This window comes from Paenibacillus sp. 23TSA30-6, assembly GCF_014858585.1.
In the GTDB taxonomy this organism is placed as follows: Bacteria; Bacillota; Bacilli; order Paenibacillales; family Paenibacillaceae; genus Paenibacillus.
In genome coordinates this window covers 159,256-175,269 of the sequence record NZ_SLTL01000002.1, presented here as the reverse complement: position 1 = coordinate 175,269, position 16,014 = coordinate 159,256, and the positions used below count along the sequence as shown (strand labels likewise).

General features: G+C 46.9%; 12 protein-coding genes. All 12 read left to right on the top strand.

Going from position 1 to position 16,014, the window contains the following annotated elements; all coding sequences use genetic code 11:
• Positions 1 to 177 precede the first annotated feature (177 nt).
• The 12 genes from rseP to E0698_RS02565 all read left to right on the top strand — a co-directional run bounded on the left by rseP (position 178) and on the right by E0698_RS02565 (position 15,982).
• Positions 178 to 1,449, top strand: coding sequence for an RIP metalloprotease RseP (gene rseP / locus E0698_RS02620; RefSeq protein ID WP_192510519.1), 1,272 nt, complete (start codon positions 178 to 180; stop codon positions 1,447 to 1,449).
• A gap of 50 nt (positions 1,450 to 1,499) precedes the next feature.
• Positions 1,500 to 2,948, top strand: coding sequence for a proline--tRNA ligase (gene proS / locus E0698_RS02615; RefSeq protein ID WP_192510518.1), 1,449 nt, complete (start codon positions 1,500 to 1,502; stop codon positions 2,946 to 2,948).
• Positions 2,949 to 3,164: 216 nt separating this feature from the next.
• Positions 3,165 to 7,481: a PolC-type DNA polymerase III gene (locus E0698_RS02610; protein ID WP_192510517.1), complete on the top strand. Its 4,317-nt coding sequence runs from the start codon at positions 3,165 to 3,167 to the stop codon at positions 7,479 to 7,481.
• A gap of 312 nt (positions 7,482 to 7,793) precedes the next feature.
• On the top strand, positions 7,794 to 8,255 hold the full coding sequence (gene rimP, locus E0698_RS02605) for a ribosome maturation factor RimP (protein WP_192510516.1): 462 nt from the start codon (positions 7,794 to 7,796) through the stop codon (positions 8,253 to 8,255).
• 101 nt (positions 8,256 to 8,356) lie between these two features.
• On the top strand, positions 8,357 to 9,454 hold the full coding sequence (gene nusA, locus E0698_RS02600; RefSeq protein WP_013309927.1) for a transcription termination factor NusA: 1,098 nt from the start codon (positions 8,357 to 8,359) through the stop codon (positions 9,452 to 9,454).
• Positions 9,455 to 9,477: 23 nt separating this feature from the next.
• On the top strand, positions 9,478 to 9,786 hold the full coding sequence (rnpM, locus tag E0698_RS02595) for an RNase P modulator RnpM (protein ID WP_149095840.1): 309 nt from the start codon (positions 9,478 to 9,480) through the stop codon (positions 9,784 to 9,786).
• Positions 9,779 to 10,102: a L7Ae/L30e/S12e/Gadd45 family ribosomal protein gene (locus E0698_RS02590; RefSeq protein WP_013309928.1), complete on the top strand. Its 324-nt coding sequence runs from the start codon at positions 9,779 to 9,781 to the stop codon at positions 10,100 to 10,102. The genes rnpM and E0698_RS02590 overlap by 8 nt, the downstream gene beginning before the upstream one ends.
• A complete protein-coding gene (gene infB / locus E0698_RS02585) occupies positions 10,095 to 12,653 on the top strand; it encodes a translation initiation factor IF-2 (protein WP_192510515.1) in 2,559 nt (852 codons plus the stop codon). The genes E0698_RS02590 and infB overlap by 8 nt, the downstream gene beginning before the upstream one ends.
• Before the next feature lie 20 nt (positions 12,654 to 12,673).
• Positions 12,674 to 13,024, top strand: a complete 351-nt coding sequence (rbfA, locus tag E0698_RS02580; protein WP_014281122.1) for a 30S ribosome-binding factor RbfA — start codon at positions 12,674 to 12,676, stop codon at positions 13,022 to 13,024.
• 52 nt (positions 13,025 to 13,076) lie between these two features.
• Complete coding sequence (locus E0698_RS02575) at positions 13,077 to 14,054, top strand: DHH family phosphoesterase (protein ID WP_149095842.1); 978 nt, start codon at positions 13,077 to 13,079, stop codon at positions 14,052 to 14,054.
• Positions 14,051 to 14,986, top strand: coding sequence for a tRNA pseudouridine(55) synthase TruB (gene truB, locus E0698_RS02570; protein ID WP_192510514.1), 936 nt, complete (start codon positions 14,051 to 14,053; stop codon positions 14,984 to 14,986). The genes E0698_RS02575 and truB overlap by 4 nt, the downstream gene beginning before the upstream one ends.
• A gap of 57 nt (positions 14,987 to 15,043) precedes the next feature.
• Positions 15,044 to 15,982, top strand: coding sequence for a bifunctional riboflavin kinase/FAD synthetase (locus tag E0698_RS02565; protein ID WP_192510513.1), 939 nt, complete (start codon positions 15,044 to 15,046; stop codon positions 15,980 to 15,982).
• Positions 15,983 to 16,014 lie beyond the last annotated feature (32 nt).

Below are 16,014 nucleotides of genomic sequence, written 5' to 3'. Positions count from 1 at the left end.
CTGGTTGTTGCTTATGTATCAAGCTTTAAACAGGAATTCGCTTAAAATATTATATAGCTTCTACCTTTAGCGGGACAGGAGGTTAATGTCCAAAAGATCAATAGTGGGACTTGGTATTTGCTTAGAATAATGTTATTCTAAGAAATGCATATCGTATTTAAGGAGGTGTCAGAGAAAATGGAAATGCTAAAAATTGTTTTGTATATATTCTGCATGTTTTTTTTAGTTGTAGCAGTGCATGAATGGGGGCATTATTATTTTGCTCAACGAGCTGGTATTCTAGTTCGTGAGTTTGCAATTGGTTTTGGTCCAAAAATTTTTTCGTATAAAAGGAAAGAAACTCAATTTACTTTTCGTCTGCTTCCTTTTGGTGGTTTTGCAAGAATGGCAGGAGAGGATCCAGAACTTGTTCAAATTGAGCCGGGACAACGTATCGGCGTTAAAGTTTTAGATGGTCTGGTTCAAAAAATTTATGTAGATGAGTTGACTAACCCGAGAAATGTGATTTTTGGTGAAGTTGTACATATTGATCTTGAAGAACAATTATGTATTGAACTCAATGTTGAAGGAGATAGCTTTAAGTTCCAAGTAGACCCTCAGGCTATCATTGTGAATAAAAAAATTGGTACGCAGATAGCTCCGAAAAACCGACAATATGCTAGCAAGACGGTTGGACAGCGAGCATTGGCTATATTTGCAGGTCCGCTTATGAATTTCATTTTAGCGTTTTTATTGTTTGGCGTTTATGTGCAAATGACAGGTGTACCAGTAGACAATCCAACCTATATACAAGTAGGGGAAGTTACACAAGGCAAGCCTGCTGATGTTGCTGGTTTAAAAAAAGGTGATATTGTTTCAACTATAAACGGTGTGAGTGTACATGGTGATCAAGATAATATGATAAATATTATCACTCAATCAAAGGATGTACCCATGAAATGGGTTATTCTTCGAAATAATCAAAAGATGAACCTTACCGTCACTCCTCGTGCCATCGAAGGCCAAGAGGGGGGGAAAGTTGGAGTTGCTCTTGTCCTTCCTACAAGAAGCGCGGGTTTTCTTGAAACATTTAAAATGTCAGGTAAGTATACTTTTGAAACGTCAAAGCTTATTTTTTCAGGTCTTCACCAGATAGTACAGAATTTTTCCCTTAATGATTTGGGAGGACCAGTGAGGACGATTGAAGAAACCGGGAAAATTGCTAAATCTGGAATAGAGAAAATGATATTTTGGACAGCCATGATTAGTATTAACTTGGGAATCTTCAATCTGTTGCCTATTCCAGCCCTTGATGGCAGTAGACTTGTTTTCCTTGGTATAGAGGCGGTAAGGGGGCGTCCGATTGAGCCAAGCAGGGAAGGTATGGTCCATTTCGTTGGTTTTGCCATGTTATTCCTGCTCATGATTGCGGTCACGTACAATGATATTTTACGATTAATTAACGGTTAATTAGAGACGGACTTATATAAAAGGGTCTGTATGGGAGGACATGCGTTTCTATGTCGAACGATAAACAGTTTGTCGAGGAAATTACGCCACAGAGCGAAGATTTTTCCCGATGGTATATTGATGTTATTAAAAAAGCTGAACTGATGGATTACTCCCCGGTTCGCGGATGTATTGTGTTCCGTCCCGACGGTTTTGAAATTTGGGAACATATCAAGGAAGCCATGGATGTACGTTTCAAAGAAACAGGTCATCGCAATGCCTATTTTCCGATGTTCATTCCTGAGAGTTTTTTCCAGAAGGAAAAAGAGCATGTCGAAGGGTTTAACCCGGAGCTTCCTTGGGTAACCGAGGCTGGCGGGGAAAAGCTGGAGGAGCGCCTTGCGATCCGTCCGACTTCAGAGACAATGATCGGTCATATGTACTCCAAATGGATTCAATCCTATCGTGATCTGCCAGTGCTTATCAACCAATGGGCTAACGTGGTTCGTTGGGAAAAACGCACGCTTCCTTTCTTGCGTACGAGTGAGTTTTTGTGGCAGGAAGGTCACACTGCTCATGAAAATGAAGAAGAAGCACGCGAAGAAACGATGAAAATGCTGGAAGTATACCGCGAGGTTATTGAGGAAGTGCTGGCTATCCCGGTTATTACCGGGCAAAAAACGCCTTCTGAAAAATTTGCAGGTGCGAAGGATACTTTCTCACTGGAAGCGATGATGAAGGATGGGCGTGCGGTGCAGGCGGGAACTTCCCACTACATGGGAACCAATTTTGCCGTTGCTTTTGATATTAAATACTTGAGCCGGGACAATAACCTGGAATACGCTCATACCACTTCATGGGGAACAAGCACGCGTCTGATTGGTGCGCTGATTATGGTTCATGGGGATGACCGTGGTTTGGCTTTGCCTCCTAAGGTTGCGCCTACACAGGTCATTATGGTGCCTATCGGGCCACCTAAGAAGCGTGAAGCAGTTATTGCCCGTGCAGATGAACTGTTCGCTGAACTGAAACAGGTGGGCGTACGTGTGAAAATGGACGATCGCAGTGATGTGAGTCCTGGTTGGAAGTTTAACGAATATGAAATGCGCGGTGTACCGGTGCGTCTGGAAATCGGACCTCGTGATATGGAAAATGGTGTTTGCGTGCTCGTATCCCGTATCAGTGGCGAGAAAAAGATTGTACAGCAGGATAACCTTGTTGAGGAAGTCCATGCGATGCTGGCACAGGTACAGCAGGAAATGTTTGATCGTGCCAAGAGCTTTATGGATGAAAACTTCTATTTCGTAGATACGCTGGATGAAATGAAGGCGCTCATGGAAGAGAAACGCGGCTTTACTTTGGCAGGCTGGTGCGGATCTGAAGAATGTGAAGACAAGGTCAAAGAAGTGACAGGCGCTACAAGCCGCAATATACCTTTTAAAACTACTGAGCAAAAGACCACATGTCTGTGCTGCGGCAAACCAGCCAAGCATACTGTAGTGTTCGCACGGGCGTACTAATAAAGAAGTAAAGCTATACCACTATACTCACTTCATTCTCTCCGCCAACGAGCATAACCGAAAGGGGTTGCTATGGTGGAGGATTGAGGGGGTTACGAAAAGCTTTTGCGGTCGGAGATGTTTTAGACGCAGAAGCTTTTCATGTTTTCAGAATTGCAGATTTGGAACCGAGGTACGATTAAAGTTGTTAAGTCAATGGAAAACGGGGGGAGAGCCATGGGCGGAGCTGAAGAAAAGAGAAAACGGCTGGAACTGCTGATGAAGCAGGTGGTGATGCCGGAGGGAGTGGTGGAGCCTTATTTCCTAGACGGTTGGATTGAGCAGGTGGAAATAAGCCGTACCAACAAGGATTGGAATATTATCATCGCCAAGGAAACACTGGTTCCCGCTCAGGTATATCGGGCCTTCTGTATTCAAGTGCAGGAGAAAATGAACCACATCGCTAAAATCACCTTTCGGTTTCGGTATAGTGAGCAAGTTCAGTCTGCGGATATCATCAGTGAATACTGGAAACTTTTTCTGGAATGGGTGCACCGTGAAATCCCATCCGTGAACGGCTGGATGACCCGGGCTGTACATGAGTGGGAGGACGGCCTGTTATTGTTGACGATGAGCGATAGCATGTCACTGGAGCTGGCACGTAAAAAGCAGATTGACCAAGCAATCATCAAATTCTACGATAAATATTTTGGTCTCTCGATGCGTATTAAAATCCAGGTGGGTGAAAGTAATAAGGAGGCTTTGCAGCAGTTTCAAGAGAAAAAGATGCAGGAAGAACGTGAAGTTATTCAGCAGATGATGGAAAGCATGGAATCGGAAATGCCGCCAGTGGATGAAGAAGAGGGAGATGTAAGGCTTCAATTTGGCTATGACATCAAGGAACCGCCTGTTCCGATGCAGGACATTCAGGATGAAGAGAAGAAAGTCACATTACAAGGGACGATCTTCGGTCTGGATAGCAAAGAACTACGTAACGGAAGTACGTTGTTTACGTATTATTTGACTGACTTTAGTGATTCGCTGCAAATGAAAATGTTTGCCAAAACAAAAGAAGATCTAAAAATTCTCAGCTTGCTGGCTAACGGTAAATGGGTTAAAGTCCGTGGTCGCGTCGAATATGATCGTTTTATGCAAATTCCTGAGCTGGTTATGATTCCTTCTGATCTGGTAGAGGTGCAGGCTCCTCCTTCCCGTAAAGATAATGCAGAGGAAAAACGGGTTGAGTTTCATCTTCATACGAAGATGAGCGCGATGGATGCTGTAAGCTCCATTGACCAGTATGTTAAAACAGCCGCCAAGTGGGGGCACAAGGCGATTGCGGTCACCGATCATGGTGGAGTGCAATGTTATCCCGATGCCGCTAAGACCGCCAAGAAAAACGGAATTAAAATGATCTACGGTATCGAGGCCAATGTGGTCAACGATGCGGTTGAGGTTGTAATGCAGTCACAGCCGCTTAATTTGAAAACAGCGACTTATGTCGTTTTTGATATTGAAACCACCGGGCTATCAGTTACACAAAATAGAATTATTGAGATTGCCGCTGTTAAAATGCATGAAGGCAAAGAGGTTGACCGTTATGCTACCTTTGTAAATCCACATGAGCGTATTCCTTACAATATCCAGCAATTGACCAACATTAACGATGAAATGGTCAAGGATGCACCTGATGTGGAGCCCGTTATGAAGGAATTCGTGGCTTTTGCAGGCGATGCTGTATTAGTTGCTCATAATGCGCGATTTGATGTCGGCTTTATCCAGGCTACGCTTAGGAACATGGGATTGCCTGAGATGACGAACCCAGTACTCGATACACTGGAATTGGCTCGCTTGTTGTTCCCGACAATGAAGAATCATCGTCTGAACACACTGACCACCAAATATAAGGTTGCGCTCGAAAGTCATCACCGGGCCATTGATGATACAGTTGCGCTAACGGAAGTGCTGAATGGACTTTTGAATGATGCAGAACAAATTAAAGGCTTAAAAATGCTCGACCGCTTGAACGACTATGTGGGTAAGGATTTATCGACCGTTCGTCCTTTCCACTGCTGCATTTATGCGCTTAATCCGATTGGCAAAAAAAATCTGTACAAGCTGGTTTCAATGTCACATACCGAATATTTTAAGCGTGTCCCTTGTATTCCTAAATCGAAATTGTCAGAGATGAGAGACGGGCTGCTTATTATTTCAGGTTGCGAAAAGGGAGAGTTTTTCGAGGCTGTGCTGAACAAGTCGGAGGAGGAAGCCGAGGAAATCGCCCAGTTTTATGATGTGCTGGAGATCCAGCCTTTAACTATGTACATGCATCTGGTGGAAAAACAACTGGTAAGTGGCCCTGATGCTCTGAAAACGGCAGTTCGTAAAGTATGCGAAATTGGGCGGCGGCTTGATAAGCCCGTTATTGCTACAGGCAATGTTCACTATTTGGAAACGCGTGATAAGCTGTACCGAGATATCACGATACATGGAATTACTGGCTTTAGCCCGTTAAAAGATATCCGGAAACCGGATGCGCATTTGCGCACGACAGACGAAATGCTGGCAGAATTCGAGTTTCTGGGCGAGGAGAAAGCCTATGAAGTCGTTGTGAAGAATACCAGCGAGCTGGCGGATCGGTTTGAGGAATTGGAGCTGTTCCCTGACAAGCTGTTTACACCGTTGCTGGATGGGGCAGACGAGGAAATCCGCAATACTTGCTACGAGACGGCTAAATCCATTTATGGTGAGGAATTGCCCGAGGTGGTCGTAGCCCGTCTGGAGAAAGAACTGGAGCCGATTATTAAATACGGTTTCTCTGCCAACTATCTCATTTCCGAGCGTCTGGTTAAAAAGTCCAATCAGGATGGATACCTGGTAGGTTCACGGGGTTCTGTTGGATCTTCTGTGGTCGCTACCTTCCTCGGTATTTCCGAGGTTAATCCACTGCCTGCCCATTATATTTGCGGTAATCCTGAATGCAGACATAGCGAATGGATTTTGGATGGTAGTGTGCCAAGCGGATTTGACTTGCCTGACAAAAACTGCCCGCAATGCGGTGGCAAGCTGAAGGGTGAAGGACAGGATATTCCGTTTGAAACGTTCCTTGGGTTTAAGGGAGATAAAGTTCCCGATATTGACTTGAACTTCTCCGGGGAATATCAGCCAGTCGCACATAATTATACGAAAGTACTGTTTGGAGAGAAAAGCGTATTCCGTGCTGGAACCATTGGTACGGTTGCCGAGAAAACGGCCTTTGGCTTTGCGAAGAAATTTGAAGAGGCGCATCATAAAAAATGGCGCGGGGCCGAACTGAACAGGCTGGCTTCCGGCTGTACGGGCGTCAAACGCAGCACCGGACAGCATCCGGGCGGGATCGTCGTCGTTCCCGATTATATTGAGGTTGAGGACATTACGCCGGTACAATTCCCGGCTGATGATACAAGCTCGGAATGGAAAACGACGCATTTTGATTATCATGCTTTTGACGCGAACTTGCTCAAGCTCGATATTCTGGGCCATGATGATCCGACCATGATGAGAATGCTTCAGGATTTGACCGGTGTCGACCCAACAACGATTCCGATGAATGATCCGAAGGTCATGAGCATGTTTAATTCCACGGAGGCGCTTGGTGTAACGCCGCAGCAAATCCGTACTCCTGTCGCAACCTATGGGGTACCCGAGATGGGAACCAAGTTTGTACGCCAAATGCTAGTGGAATCACAGCCGACTTCCTTTGCCGATTTGCTGCAAATTTCCGGTTTGTCCCACGGTACGGGCGTATGGCTGGGTAACGCGCAGGATTTGATCAAGAACAATACCTGCAACATCAAGACCGTAATCGGTTGCCGGGATGATATCATGCTATTCCTGATCTACAAGGCGGGGATGGATGCAAGTCTGGCCTTTAAAATTACGGAGAGCGTGCGTAAAGGTAAGGGGCTCAGTGCGGAATGGATCGAGGAAATGAAAAAATGCAAGGTGCCACAATGGTACATTGATTCCTGTCTCAAGATCCAGTATATGTTTCCAAAGGCGCATGCCGCAGCCTATGTTATTTCAGCAGTGCGGACCGCCTATTTCAAGCTGTATTATCCGATTGAATATTATGCGACCTATTTCTCGGTACGCGCAGCCGATTTTGATATTGAGCTGTGTTGTCAGGGGTATGATGCCATCGCGCGGAAAATTGTCGAAATCGAGCAGCTCGGTTTTCAGGCTCCGCCTAAGGAAAAAGGGATGCTTCCGATCCTGGAAATGGCGTTGGAAATGACAGCACGCGGTTTCAGTTTCAAGACGATTGATTTGTATCGTTCTGAAGCTACGCGCTTCAAGGTAGACGGAGATTCGCTCATTCCTCCGTTCGGGGCGCTTCAGGGGATTGGTGACAACGCGGCGCGTAACATCGCAGCCTCCCGTGAGCAGGGTGAATTTTTGTCTGTCGAAGATTTTCAGCAAAAATCGAAGGCCAGTAAAACGATTGTCGAAATGCTGTCCCAGATGGGCTGTTTCCGCGGACTGCCAGAGAGCAATCAGTTGTCTCTGTTTTAAATGTAATCCTAGTAGTCAAGCTCTGGCACTTGTCACATAACTACGGTTATGTTATAATTTTTTTGGTAATCATGGAGATAAAACCGTTGCTTAAAGAGTGGGGAAACCCACTCTTTACTGTTTGATATACAGTTACAACGTGAAAAGACGATTTTTGGGCAGGAACCGGTACGCCGGTTTATTTGCAGTGAGCCCAAAATGAACATTACATCAAATGAAAATGGAAAATGCCGGTGATGGAGAAGCATTGTCCATGGCAATGGGGCGTCTCTTTTTCACCACAGGAAAGTTTACTTTTGGAGGTTATAATCTTTGAGCACACCAAAGATCAAGTCAGTAGTAGAAGAAATAGCCCAACCTTACCTCGATGAGCATGGTTTTGAACTGGTCGATGTCGAGTATGTCAAAGAGGGCAGCAATTGGTTTCTTCGCGTTTTTGTAGACAAAGACGGGGGAATTGATCTGGACGACTGTAGTATGATCAGTGAATACCTGGGTCAAAAGCTGGACGAAAATGACCCTGTTTCTACAGCATATTTTCTGGAAGTGTCTTCACCAGGCGCTGAAAGACCGCTGAAAAAAGCGGAAGACGTAACCAAAGCGGTAGGCAAAAATGTATTCGTTACTACATACGAGCCGATCAACGGTCTGAAGGAATTTGAAGGTCGTTTGCTTTCTTTTGAAGATGGGGAACTTACCGTTCAGAGCGGACAAAAGAAGCACGCCATACCTTATGACAAGGTTGCTGGAGCCAGGCTCGCGATCATATTTTAATTCGGATTTGACCGTTGCTGTTTGACATGTGCTTCATGTTTTTTTGCCTCGTGTGCCGACCAGGACGCAGGTGCATCATTTGAAAGGGGGAGCAGTAATCCATGAGTATGGATTTTATTGAAGCAATGAACGAGTTGGAACGGGAAAAGGGGATCAGCAAGGATGTGCTGTTTGAGGCCATTGAAGCAGCCTTGATTTCCAGCTACAAACGGAATTTCAACACCGCACAAAACGTGCGTGTCGATATGAACCGCAACTCGGGTGTCATTAAGGTATATGCCCGCAAGCTGATCGTTGAGGAGGTATTGGATCCTCGCACCGAGATTTCGTTGCCAGCGGCCCGTGAGATTAACCCGCATTTTCAGCTGGAGGATATTGCTGAAATTGAAGTTACTCCTCGTGATTTTGGACGGATTGCCGCACAAACAGCGAAGCAGGTCGTAACCCAACGTATCCGTGAAGCGGAGCGGGGATTGATCTACAACAAGTTTGTGGACAAGGAAGAGGATATTGTAACAGGGACCGTACAACGTCAGGACCCGCGTAATATTTATATTGACCTGGGTAAGGTGGAGGCGGTTCTCCCGTTGGGCGAGTTGATGCCTAATGAGAAATTCAGCCATCTGGACCGGATTAAGGCTTATATTACCAAGGTAGAGAATACGACCAAAGGGCCGCAAATCATGTTGTCCCGCTCACATCCAGGTCTGCTTAAGCGTTTGTTCGAACTCGAGGTGCCGGAAATTTTTGACGGTGTCGTTGAGATTCGTTCTGTAGCGCGTGAAGCAGGCTTCCGTTCTAAAATCGCAGTTCATTCTCGCAATGCCGAGGTAGATCCGGTCGGTTCTTGTGTAGGACCGAGAGGAACGCGGGTGCAGACGATTGTGAATGAGTTGCGTGGTGAAAAAATCGACATTGTGCGTTATTCCGATAATGTTGACGAGTATGTGGCTAATGCGCTGAGCCCGTCTAAGGTGCTTGAGGTGCAGGTGTTTGAAGAAGAAAAAATGGCGCGTGTCATCGTGCCGGATTATCAGCTTTCTCTGGCCATTGGTATCAAAGGGCAAAATGCCCGCCTTGCTGCCAAGCTTACTGGCTGGAAAATTGATATCAAGAGCGAAACGCAGGCGGAGGAAGAACTCGGCAGACCGAGAACATCCACCGATGAAATGCATCAGGATTCCGTTTCTGTAGATTAAACGGAGTGTAGGGGGGTTAATGCATGAAACAGAGAAAGATACCTTTGCGCAAGTGTGTGGCCTGTCATGAAATGATGCCTAAGAAGCAGTTGATCCGTGTCGTCAAAACCCCTGAAGACGAAGTGCTGATTGACTTGACTGGCAAAAAGTCGGGACGCGGCGCTTACTTGTGCGGCAAAGCCGCCTGCTTCAAGCTTGCTCAAAAAAGCAAGGCACTGGATCGGGCATTGAAGCACTCGGTTCATGCTGATATTTATGAGCAGCTAAGTCGTGATTTTGCTGCCGTCGAGGAAGAATTCCTGGCGGCACAAGGCAGCGTGCAGGATGAATAAGGCGCTGTCTGGATTGGGCCTTGCTATGAGAGCGGGCAAGCTGCTAACAGGTGATGAGATCGTTTATAAAGCGATCAGGTCTTCAGAAGCCAAGCTGGTCATTCTTGCGAAAGATGCTTCAATGAATACTCAAAAGAAATTCCGCGACAAATGCGGGACGTACAAAATCCCCTTATTGATAGGATTTGACCGGGAAAGCTTGGGAAGCAGCATCGGCAAGCCTGAACGGGTTGTGCTGGCTGTGACGGATCAAGGATTCGCGAAATTGATCAAGAAACATGCGGGGATAATGTCGGAGGTGGAGTATATTGAGTAAACAAGAAAGCAAAGACAAAGTGCGGGTATACGAATACGCCAAATCGTTGAACATGAGCAGCAAAGAAATTATCACCATTCTTAAACGGCTGGATATTCCCGTGAACAACCATATGAGCGTCATGGAACACGATGCCGTGGGTAAAGTGGAAAAATTTTTTAAGGATATTAAATCCAATGCTGCGGCCAAGCAAGGCGGAGCAGGCACGGCGCAAGTAAGCTCGAACCAGGCCGGTTCAAGCCAGAATATTAATCATTCAACTGAGCAAACCAAAAATCAACAGGAAAAGCAGGTAAGTATGAATAGGACAAACAACAACCAAAACAGTAACCGAAGCAGCGCTCCAAAAGCGCAAGGCAGTCAGCAGGGCGGTCAAAACCGCAGTCAACAGAGTACAAGCAGACCAAGTGGACAACAAGGCAGCCAGAACCGCAGTGGCGGCCAGCAACAGGGAGGACAACAGCGCCCAAGCACTAACACGGGTTCACGTCCTCAAGGCAGCCAAAGCACCAACTCACGTCCACAAGGGAGCAGTCAAGGTGGTACGGCAGTAAGAACGGCATCATCCACGGGAGGCAGTAATGCAAACCGTAGCGGTGGTGGCAACCGTACAGGCAGCAATTCCAATAACGGCACTAACCGTTCCGGTCAAGGTCGTTTTGACGATAACCGTCAAGGCGGAGGACGCGGAGGTAACGGTGGTCGTGGTGGCAATAACCGCGGTGGTAGCAATCGTGGTGGGAAATTCAACAATCGTGGCAGAGGTCAGCAACAGGAGCGCCGCGAGAAGATCGACAATACGCCTAAGAAGATCATTGTGCGCGGTGAGATGACAGTAGGCGAAACAGCGAAGCTTCTCCACAAGGATGCATCGGAAGTTATCAAAAAGCTGATCACACTCGGAACGATGGCGACCATTAACCAGGAACTGGATATGGATACTATCCTTCTGCTTGCCGGAGATTTCGGTGTAGAAGTAGAAGTGAAAATTCCGGTCGAAGAGGATCGCTTTGAAACAGTGGAAGAAAACGATGATCCAGAGCTTCTGAAAGCACGTCCACCTGTTGTTACCATTATGGGTCACGTCGATCATGGTAAAACAACTTTGTTGGATGCTATTCGCTCCACTAATGTAACGGGCGGCGAAGCTGGTGGTATTACACAGCATATCGGTGCATACCAAGTTGAAATCAACAGCAAAAAAATCACTTTCCTGGATACACCGGGTCACGAAGCATTTACGGCTATGCGTGCTCGTGGTGCTCAAGTTACGGATATGACGATCATTGTTGTTGCGGCTGACGACGGCGTTATGCCACAGACAGTTGAAGCTATTAACCACGCGAAGGCAGCAGGCCTGCCGATTATCGTGGCTGTGAACAAGATCGACAAACCGGATGCAAATCCGGATAAAGTGAAGCAAGAACTGACCGAGTATGAATTGGTTCCTGAAGAGTGGGGCGGCGATACGATTTTCGTTAACGTTTCCGCGAAACAGAGAATGGGACTTGAAGATCTGCTCGAAATGATCCTGCTCGTAGCTGAAGTGAATGAGTACAAAGCGAACCCGGACAAACGGGCACGTGGTACGATAATCGAGGCTGAGCTGGATAAAGGCCGCGGTTCCGTAGCTCGTATCCTTGTTCAGAACGGTACCCTGAAAGTCGGCGATGCTTTCGTAGCAGGTAACTGTTTCGGACGTGTACGTGCCATGGTTAACGACAAAGGCCGCCGTCTTAAGGAAGCGGGCCCTTCCACACCGGTTGAAATCACTGGTTTGACAGAAGTGCCACTTGCTGGTGATCCGTTCATGGTGTTCGAAGATGAGCGCAAAGCTCGTGCTATCGCTGATAGACGTGCGATTACGCAACGTCAGTCCGATCTGGGCAGCAACACCCGCGTAACGCTGGATGACCTGTTCCAGCACATCAAGGATGGCGAGATGAAAGATCTGAACGTCATTATCAAGGGTGATGTGCAAGGTTCCGTCGAAGCGCTGAAAGGTTCCTTGAACAAGATTGAAGTTGAAGGTGTACGCGTTAAAATTCTTCACAGCGGTGCAGGTGCAATTACCGAATCCGATATTATTTTGGCTGCGGCTTCCAATGCCATTGTGATTGGTTTTAACGTTCGTCCGGATAATCAGGCGAAATCTACAGCTGAAGCAGAAAAAGTGGACATTCGTCTGCACCGCGTCATTTACAATGTCATTGAAGAAATCGAGCAAGCCATGAAAGGCATGTTGGATCCTGAATATAAAGAAAATGTAATTGGGCATGCTGAAGTTCGTAACGTGTTTAAAGTAACTAAGGTTGGTACGATTGCCGGTTGTATGGTGACGTCCGGTAAAATTGCCCGTTCAGCAGAAGCACGCCTGATACGTGATGGCATTGTTATTTTTGAAGGTAAAATCGACTCACTGAAACGCTTTAAGGACGACGCAAAAGAAGTTGCCCAAGGTTACGAATGCGGTATTACCCTTGATGGCTATAATGATGTTAAGGAACTCGACATTATTGAAGCGTTCGTCATGGAAACAGTGGAGCGCTAACGGCAGAGAGGTGAGCATCCATGGCTAAAATACGTACAGGTCGGGTTGGCGAGCAGATTAAGAAAGAGCTGAGCCAACTCATACAGACCGAATTAAAAGATCCCCGTATCGGTTTTATTACGGTAACGGGTGTCGATCTGACAAACGATTTGTCCCAAGCGAAAATCTACTTGAGCGTGCTTGGGGATGAGGAGCAAAAAACTTCTTCCCTGAAAGCATTGGACAAAGCGAACGGTTATCTTCGTTCTGAACTTGGCAAACGAATACGGCTCCGCCATATTCCCGAGCTGATCTTCAAAATTGACGAATCTATCGCTTATGGCAGCCGGATTGAAAAGCTGTTAAGTGATATCGACAAGGATGAAAAATAGCAAGAGCCAGTTTATCCGAAGGAACCATGAACTGAATGTAAAGGAGACGGCAATGCATACCTATGAACAGGCGCTTCAACAAGCGAAGGAATTTATTCTGGAGCATGATGATTACCTGATCGTATCGCATGTACAGCCGGACGGAGACGCAGTCAGCTCCACCGTAACGGTGGGCTGGCTTCTCTCATGTCTGGGGAAGAAATTTACCATGCTGAATGAGGGGCCTATCCCGAAGCGCATGGATTTTTTATGGCATGCCGATGAGATTATGGATATGAGCCAGCAACCGCCGGAACGAAAATACAACCGGATTATTTGCGTCGATTGTGCAGATTTCCGTCGTGTTGGTCTGACAGAGCAGTTTTTTGCGGAAGATGCTATCATTTTGAATATTGATCATCATCCAACGAATGATGCGTATGGCACAGTTAATGTGATTAAGTCGGATGCTGCGGCAACAGCAGAAATTCTTTTTGATTTACTGGAAAAGTTTGCGATCAACTGGGACGTTGAAGTGGCGACGGCTGTATATACCGGGCTGCTGACGGACACAGGAGGCTTCAGGTATTCGAACACTTCACCCAAGGTTATGTCTACGGTGTCACGACTGCTCGCTTATGGTGTAGACGGTCCTTATCTCTCCGAGAGTCTGCTGGAAGAAATGACCTTCCCGCAAATGAAGGTGCTGACCAAAGCGTTGCAAACGCTTGAAATTTCGAAGGATGGTAAAATCGCCTGGGTGGTTGTAACCCCTGACGATATGAAGGATTGCGGAGCTGTTAATGAGGATTTGGAAGGTATCGTCAATTATCCGAGAAATATTCGCGGCGTTGAAGTAGGCATTTTCTTTAAAGTGATTAGTGATCAAGCGGTCAAAGCCAGCATGAGATCGGCAGGTAACGTTAACGTAGCTGCGCTTGCCCAGTCATTTGGGGGCGGGGGACATGTACGTGCTGCCGGTTGCCGTCTGGAGGGTAAGTTGGAGGATATTATTGAGATCGTTGTAGGGCGGGTGAAGGCCGAGCTATGAAGCCGATGAAGCAGGAACAGGCAAATTGGGAAGGTGTACTACCCGTTTACAAACCCGCTGGATTCACCTCCCACGATGTGGTGGCCAAGGCTCGCCGTTTGCTGGGAATGAAGCGAATCGGACATACCGGAACACTTGATCCTCAGGTGACGGGCGTGCTGCCGTTGTGTCTGGGACGTGCTACCCGTGTAGTTGAATACATGCAGGAGCTACCTAAGGAATACCATGCAACGTTACGCTTGGGGATTGCCACGGATACGGAGGACCTTACGGGTACGATTACTGAAGAGTGTGACCGTCCGGTAGAGGTTACAGAAGAGGAAGCGAAAGCGGTTCTGGAGCGTTTTGTCGGTACGATTTCCCAAGTGCCGCCAATGTACTCTGCGCTCAAAGTGGATGGAAAACGTCTATACGAGCTGGCCCGTGAAGGCAAAACCGTGGAGCGTAAAAGCCGTGAAGTGACCATTTACGAGCTGGAAATGACGGGATTCGCAGATACGGGATCCCATGTGGATATTTCTTTTCGTGCATTATGCTCCAAAGGAACTTATATTCGCACGCTATGCGTCGATATCGGCCGCACCTTGGGATATCCTTCGACGATGGTCAAGCTGGAACGTACCATGTCTGCGGGGATTCCTGCAGATCGTTGTTTAACATTTGAAGAAATTGAACGCTACGTAGCGGATGGTAGCCTGAGTGAGCGGCTTATTGCCACTGATGAGGCCATTGACTATATGCCTGATCATACGGTAGCCGAAGTGAAGGCTGCTGCTGCTCTTCAAGGTCAGCGTTTGTCACTAAGCATGATTTCACCGCCTGTGACGGACAGCCAGCCCTTCCGTTTGTATAAAGAGGATCGAACGTTTTTGGGCATATATGGACAGGATGAATCAGGGGCTATCGCGCCAATTAAAGTTTTTTTACCTTGAATTGTGCTATAATTTTGACGAAGTTAGTCAAATGATGTGAAATGCAGGTGAAATAATATGATTACCGTATCGTTATCTTATCCATTGAGCGATGAGCTTTTGCACCAATGGGGACGTTCACAGGTCACGGCGATCGGTCAGTTTGACGGTCTTCATCTTGGACACGCAAGTGTCATACGAAAGGCTGTCGAGCTGGCTCGGGAACAGAAAGTGCCGGTATCTGTTATGACATTTCATCCTCACCCGAAGGAAGTCATGAAAAAAGGCGACTATGAAGGCTATTTGACCCCGCTTGTGGACAAGCAGGATATTTTGGCCGATATGGGTGTGGACGTGCTTTATATTTTGAGTTTTGACGAGGACTTTTCCAAAGTTAGCCCTGAGGCGTTTATCACGGACATCCTGCTTCCACTGCAGATTCAAACAGCAGTAGTGGGCTTTGATTTCCGGTTTGGCTACCGGGGAGCCGGACATGAGCATACACTTCGGGAGCTGGGAGGAGAACGAATGTCCGTCCACACCGTACCGCCATTCGAGCTGGATGGGGAAAAAGTGAGTAGCTCCGGCATCCGCCGTGCCTTGCATACAGGAGATTTAACGCATGCCTCTCGCTGGCTGGGACGCCCATATCGCATTCGGGGCACCGTAATGGATGGAGAGAAGCGAGGACGTACCATCGGCTTCCCGACAGCCAATCTCAAGCTGGATGATACTTACGTGATTCCAGTCAAAGGCGTATACGCTGTGAGGGCACTGGTAGGTGATCGTTGGGTATGCGGGGTAATGAATGTAGGAGTTAAGCCTACTTTTCATGAAGGTGTGCTGAATCCGTCGTTTGAGGTTCATCTGTTTGATTTTGATCAGCAGATTTATGGTGAGCCTGTGCTTGTTGAGCTTCATCATTACATTCGTCCTGAGCGCAAATTCTCTTCAGTGGACGAGTTGATTACCCAGATTGGCAATGACGTACAAACGGCTAAAAAGCTGTTAGGCTAATTTATTTACATAAGACAGGTGCTGTGTTATAC

Coding starts and splice junctions, on each gene's coding strand:
- rseP (WP_192510519.1), top strand. CDS start 178: ATGGAAATGCTAAAAATTGTTTTGTATATATTCTGCATGTTTTTTTTA.
- proS (WP_192510518.1), top strand. CDS start 1,500: ATGTCGAACGATAAACAGTTTGTCGAGGAAATTACGCCACAGAGCGAA.
- E0698_RS02610 (WP_192510517.1), top strand. CDS start 3,165: ATGGGCGGAGCTGAAGAAAAGAGAAAACGGCTGGAACTGCTGATGAAG.
- nusA (WP_013309927.1), top strand. CDS start 8,357: ATGAGTATGGATTTTATTGAAGCAATGAACGAGTTGGAACGGGAAAAG.
- rnpM (WP_149095840.1), top strand. CDS start 9,478: ATGAAACAGAGAAAGATACCTTTGCGCAAGTGTGTGGCCTGTCATGAA.
- E0698_RS02590 (WP_013309928.1), top strand. CDS start 9,779: ATGAATAAGGCGCTGTCTGGATTGGGCCTTGCTATGAGAGCGGGCAAG.
- rbfA (WP_014281122.1), top strand. CDS start 12,674: ATGGCTAAAATACGTACAGGTCGGGTTGGCGAGCAGATTAAGAAAGAG.
- E0698_RS02575 (WP_149095842.1), top strand. CDS start 13,077: ATGCATACCTATGAACAGGCGCTTCAACAAGCGAAGGAATTTATTCTG.
- truB (WP_192510514.1), top strand. CDS start 14,051: ATGAAGCCGATGAAGCAGGAACAGGCAAATTGGGAAGGTGTACTACCC.
- E0698_RS02565 (WP_192510513.1), top strand. CDS start 15,044: ATGATTACCGTATCGTTATCTTATCCATTGAGCGATGAGCTTTTGCAC.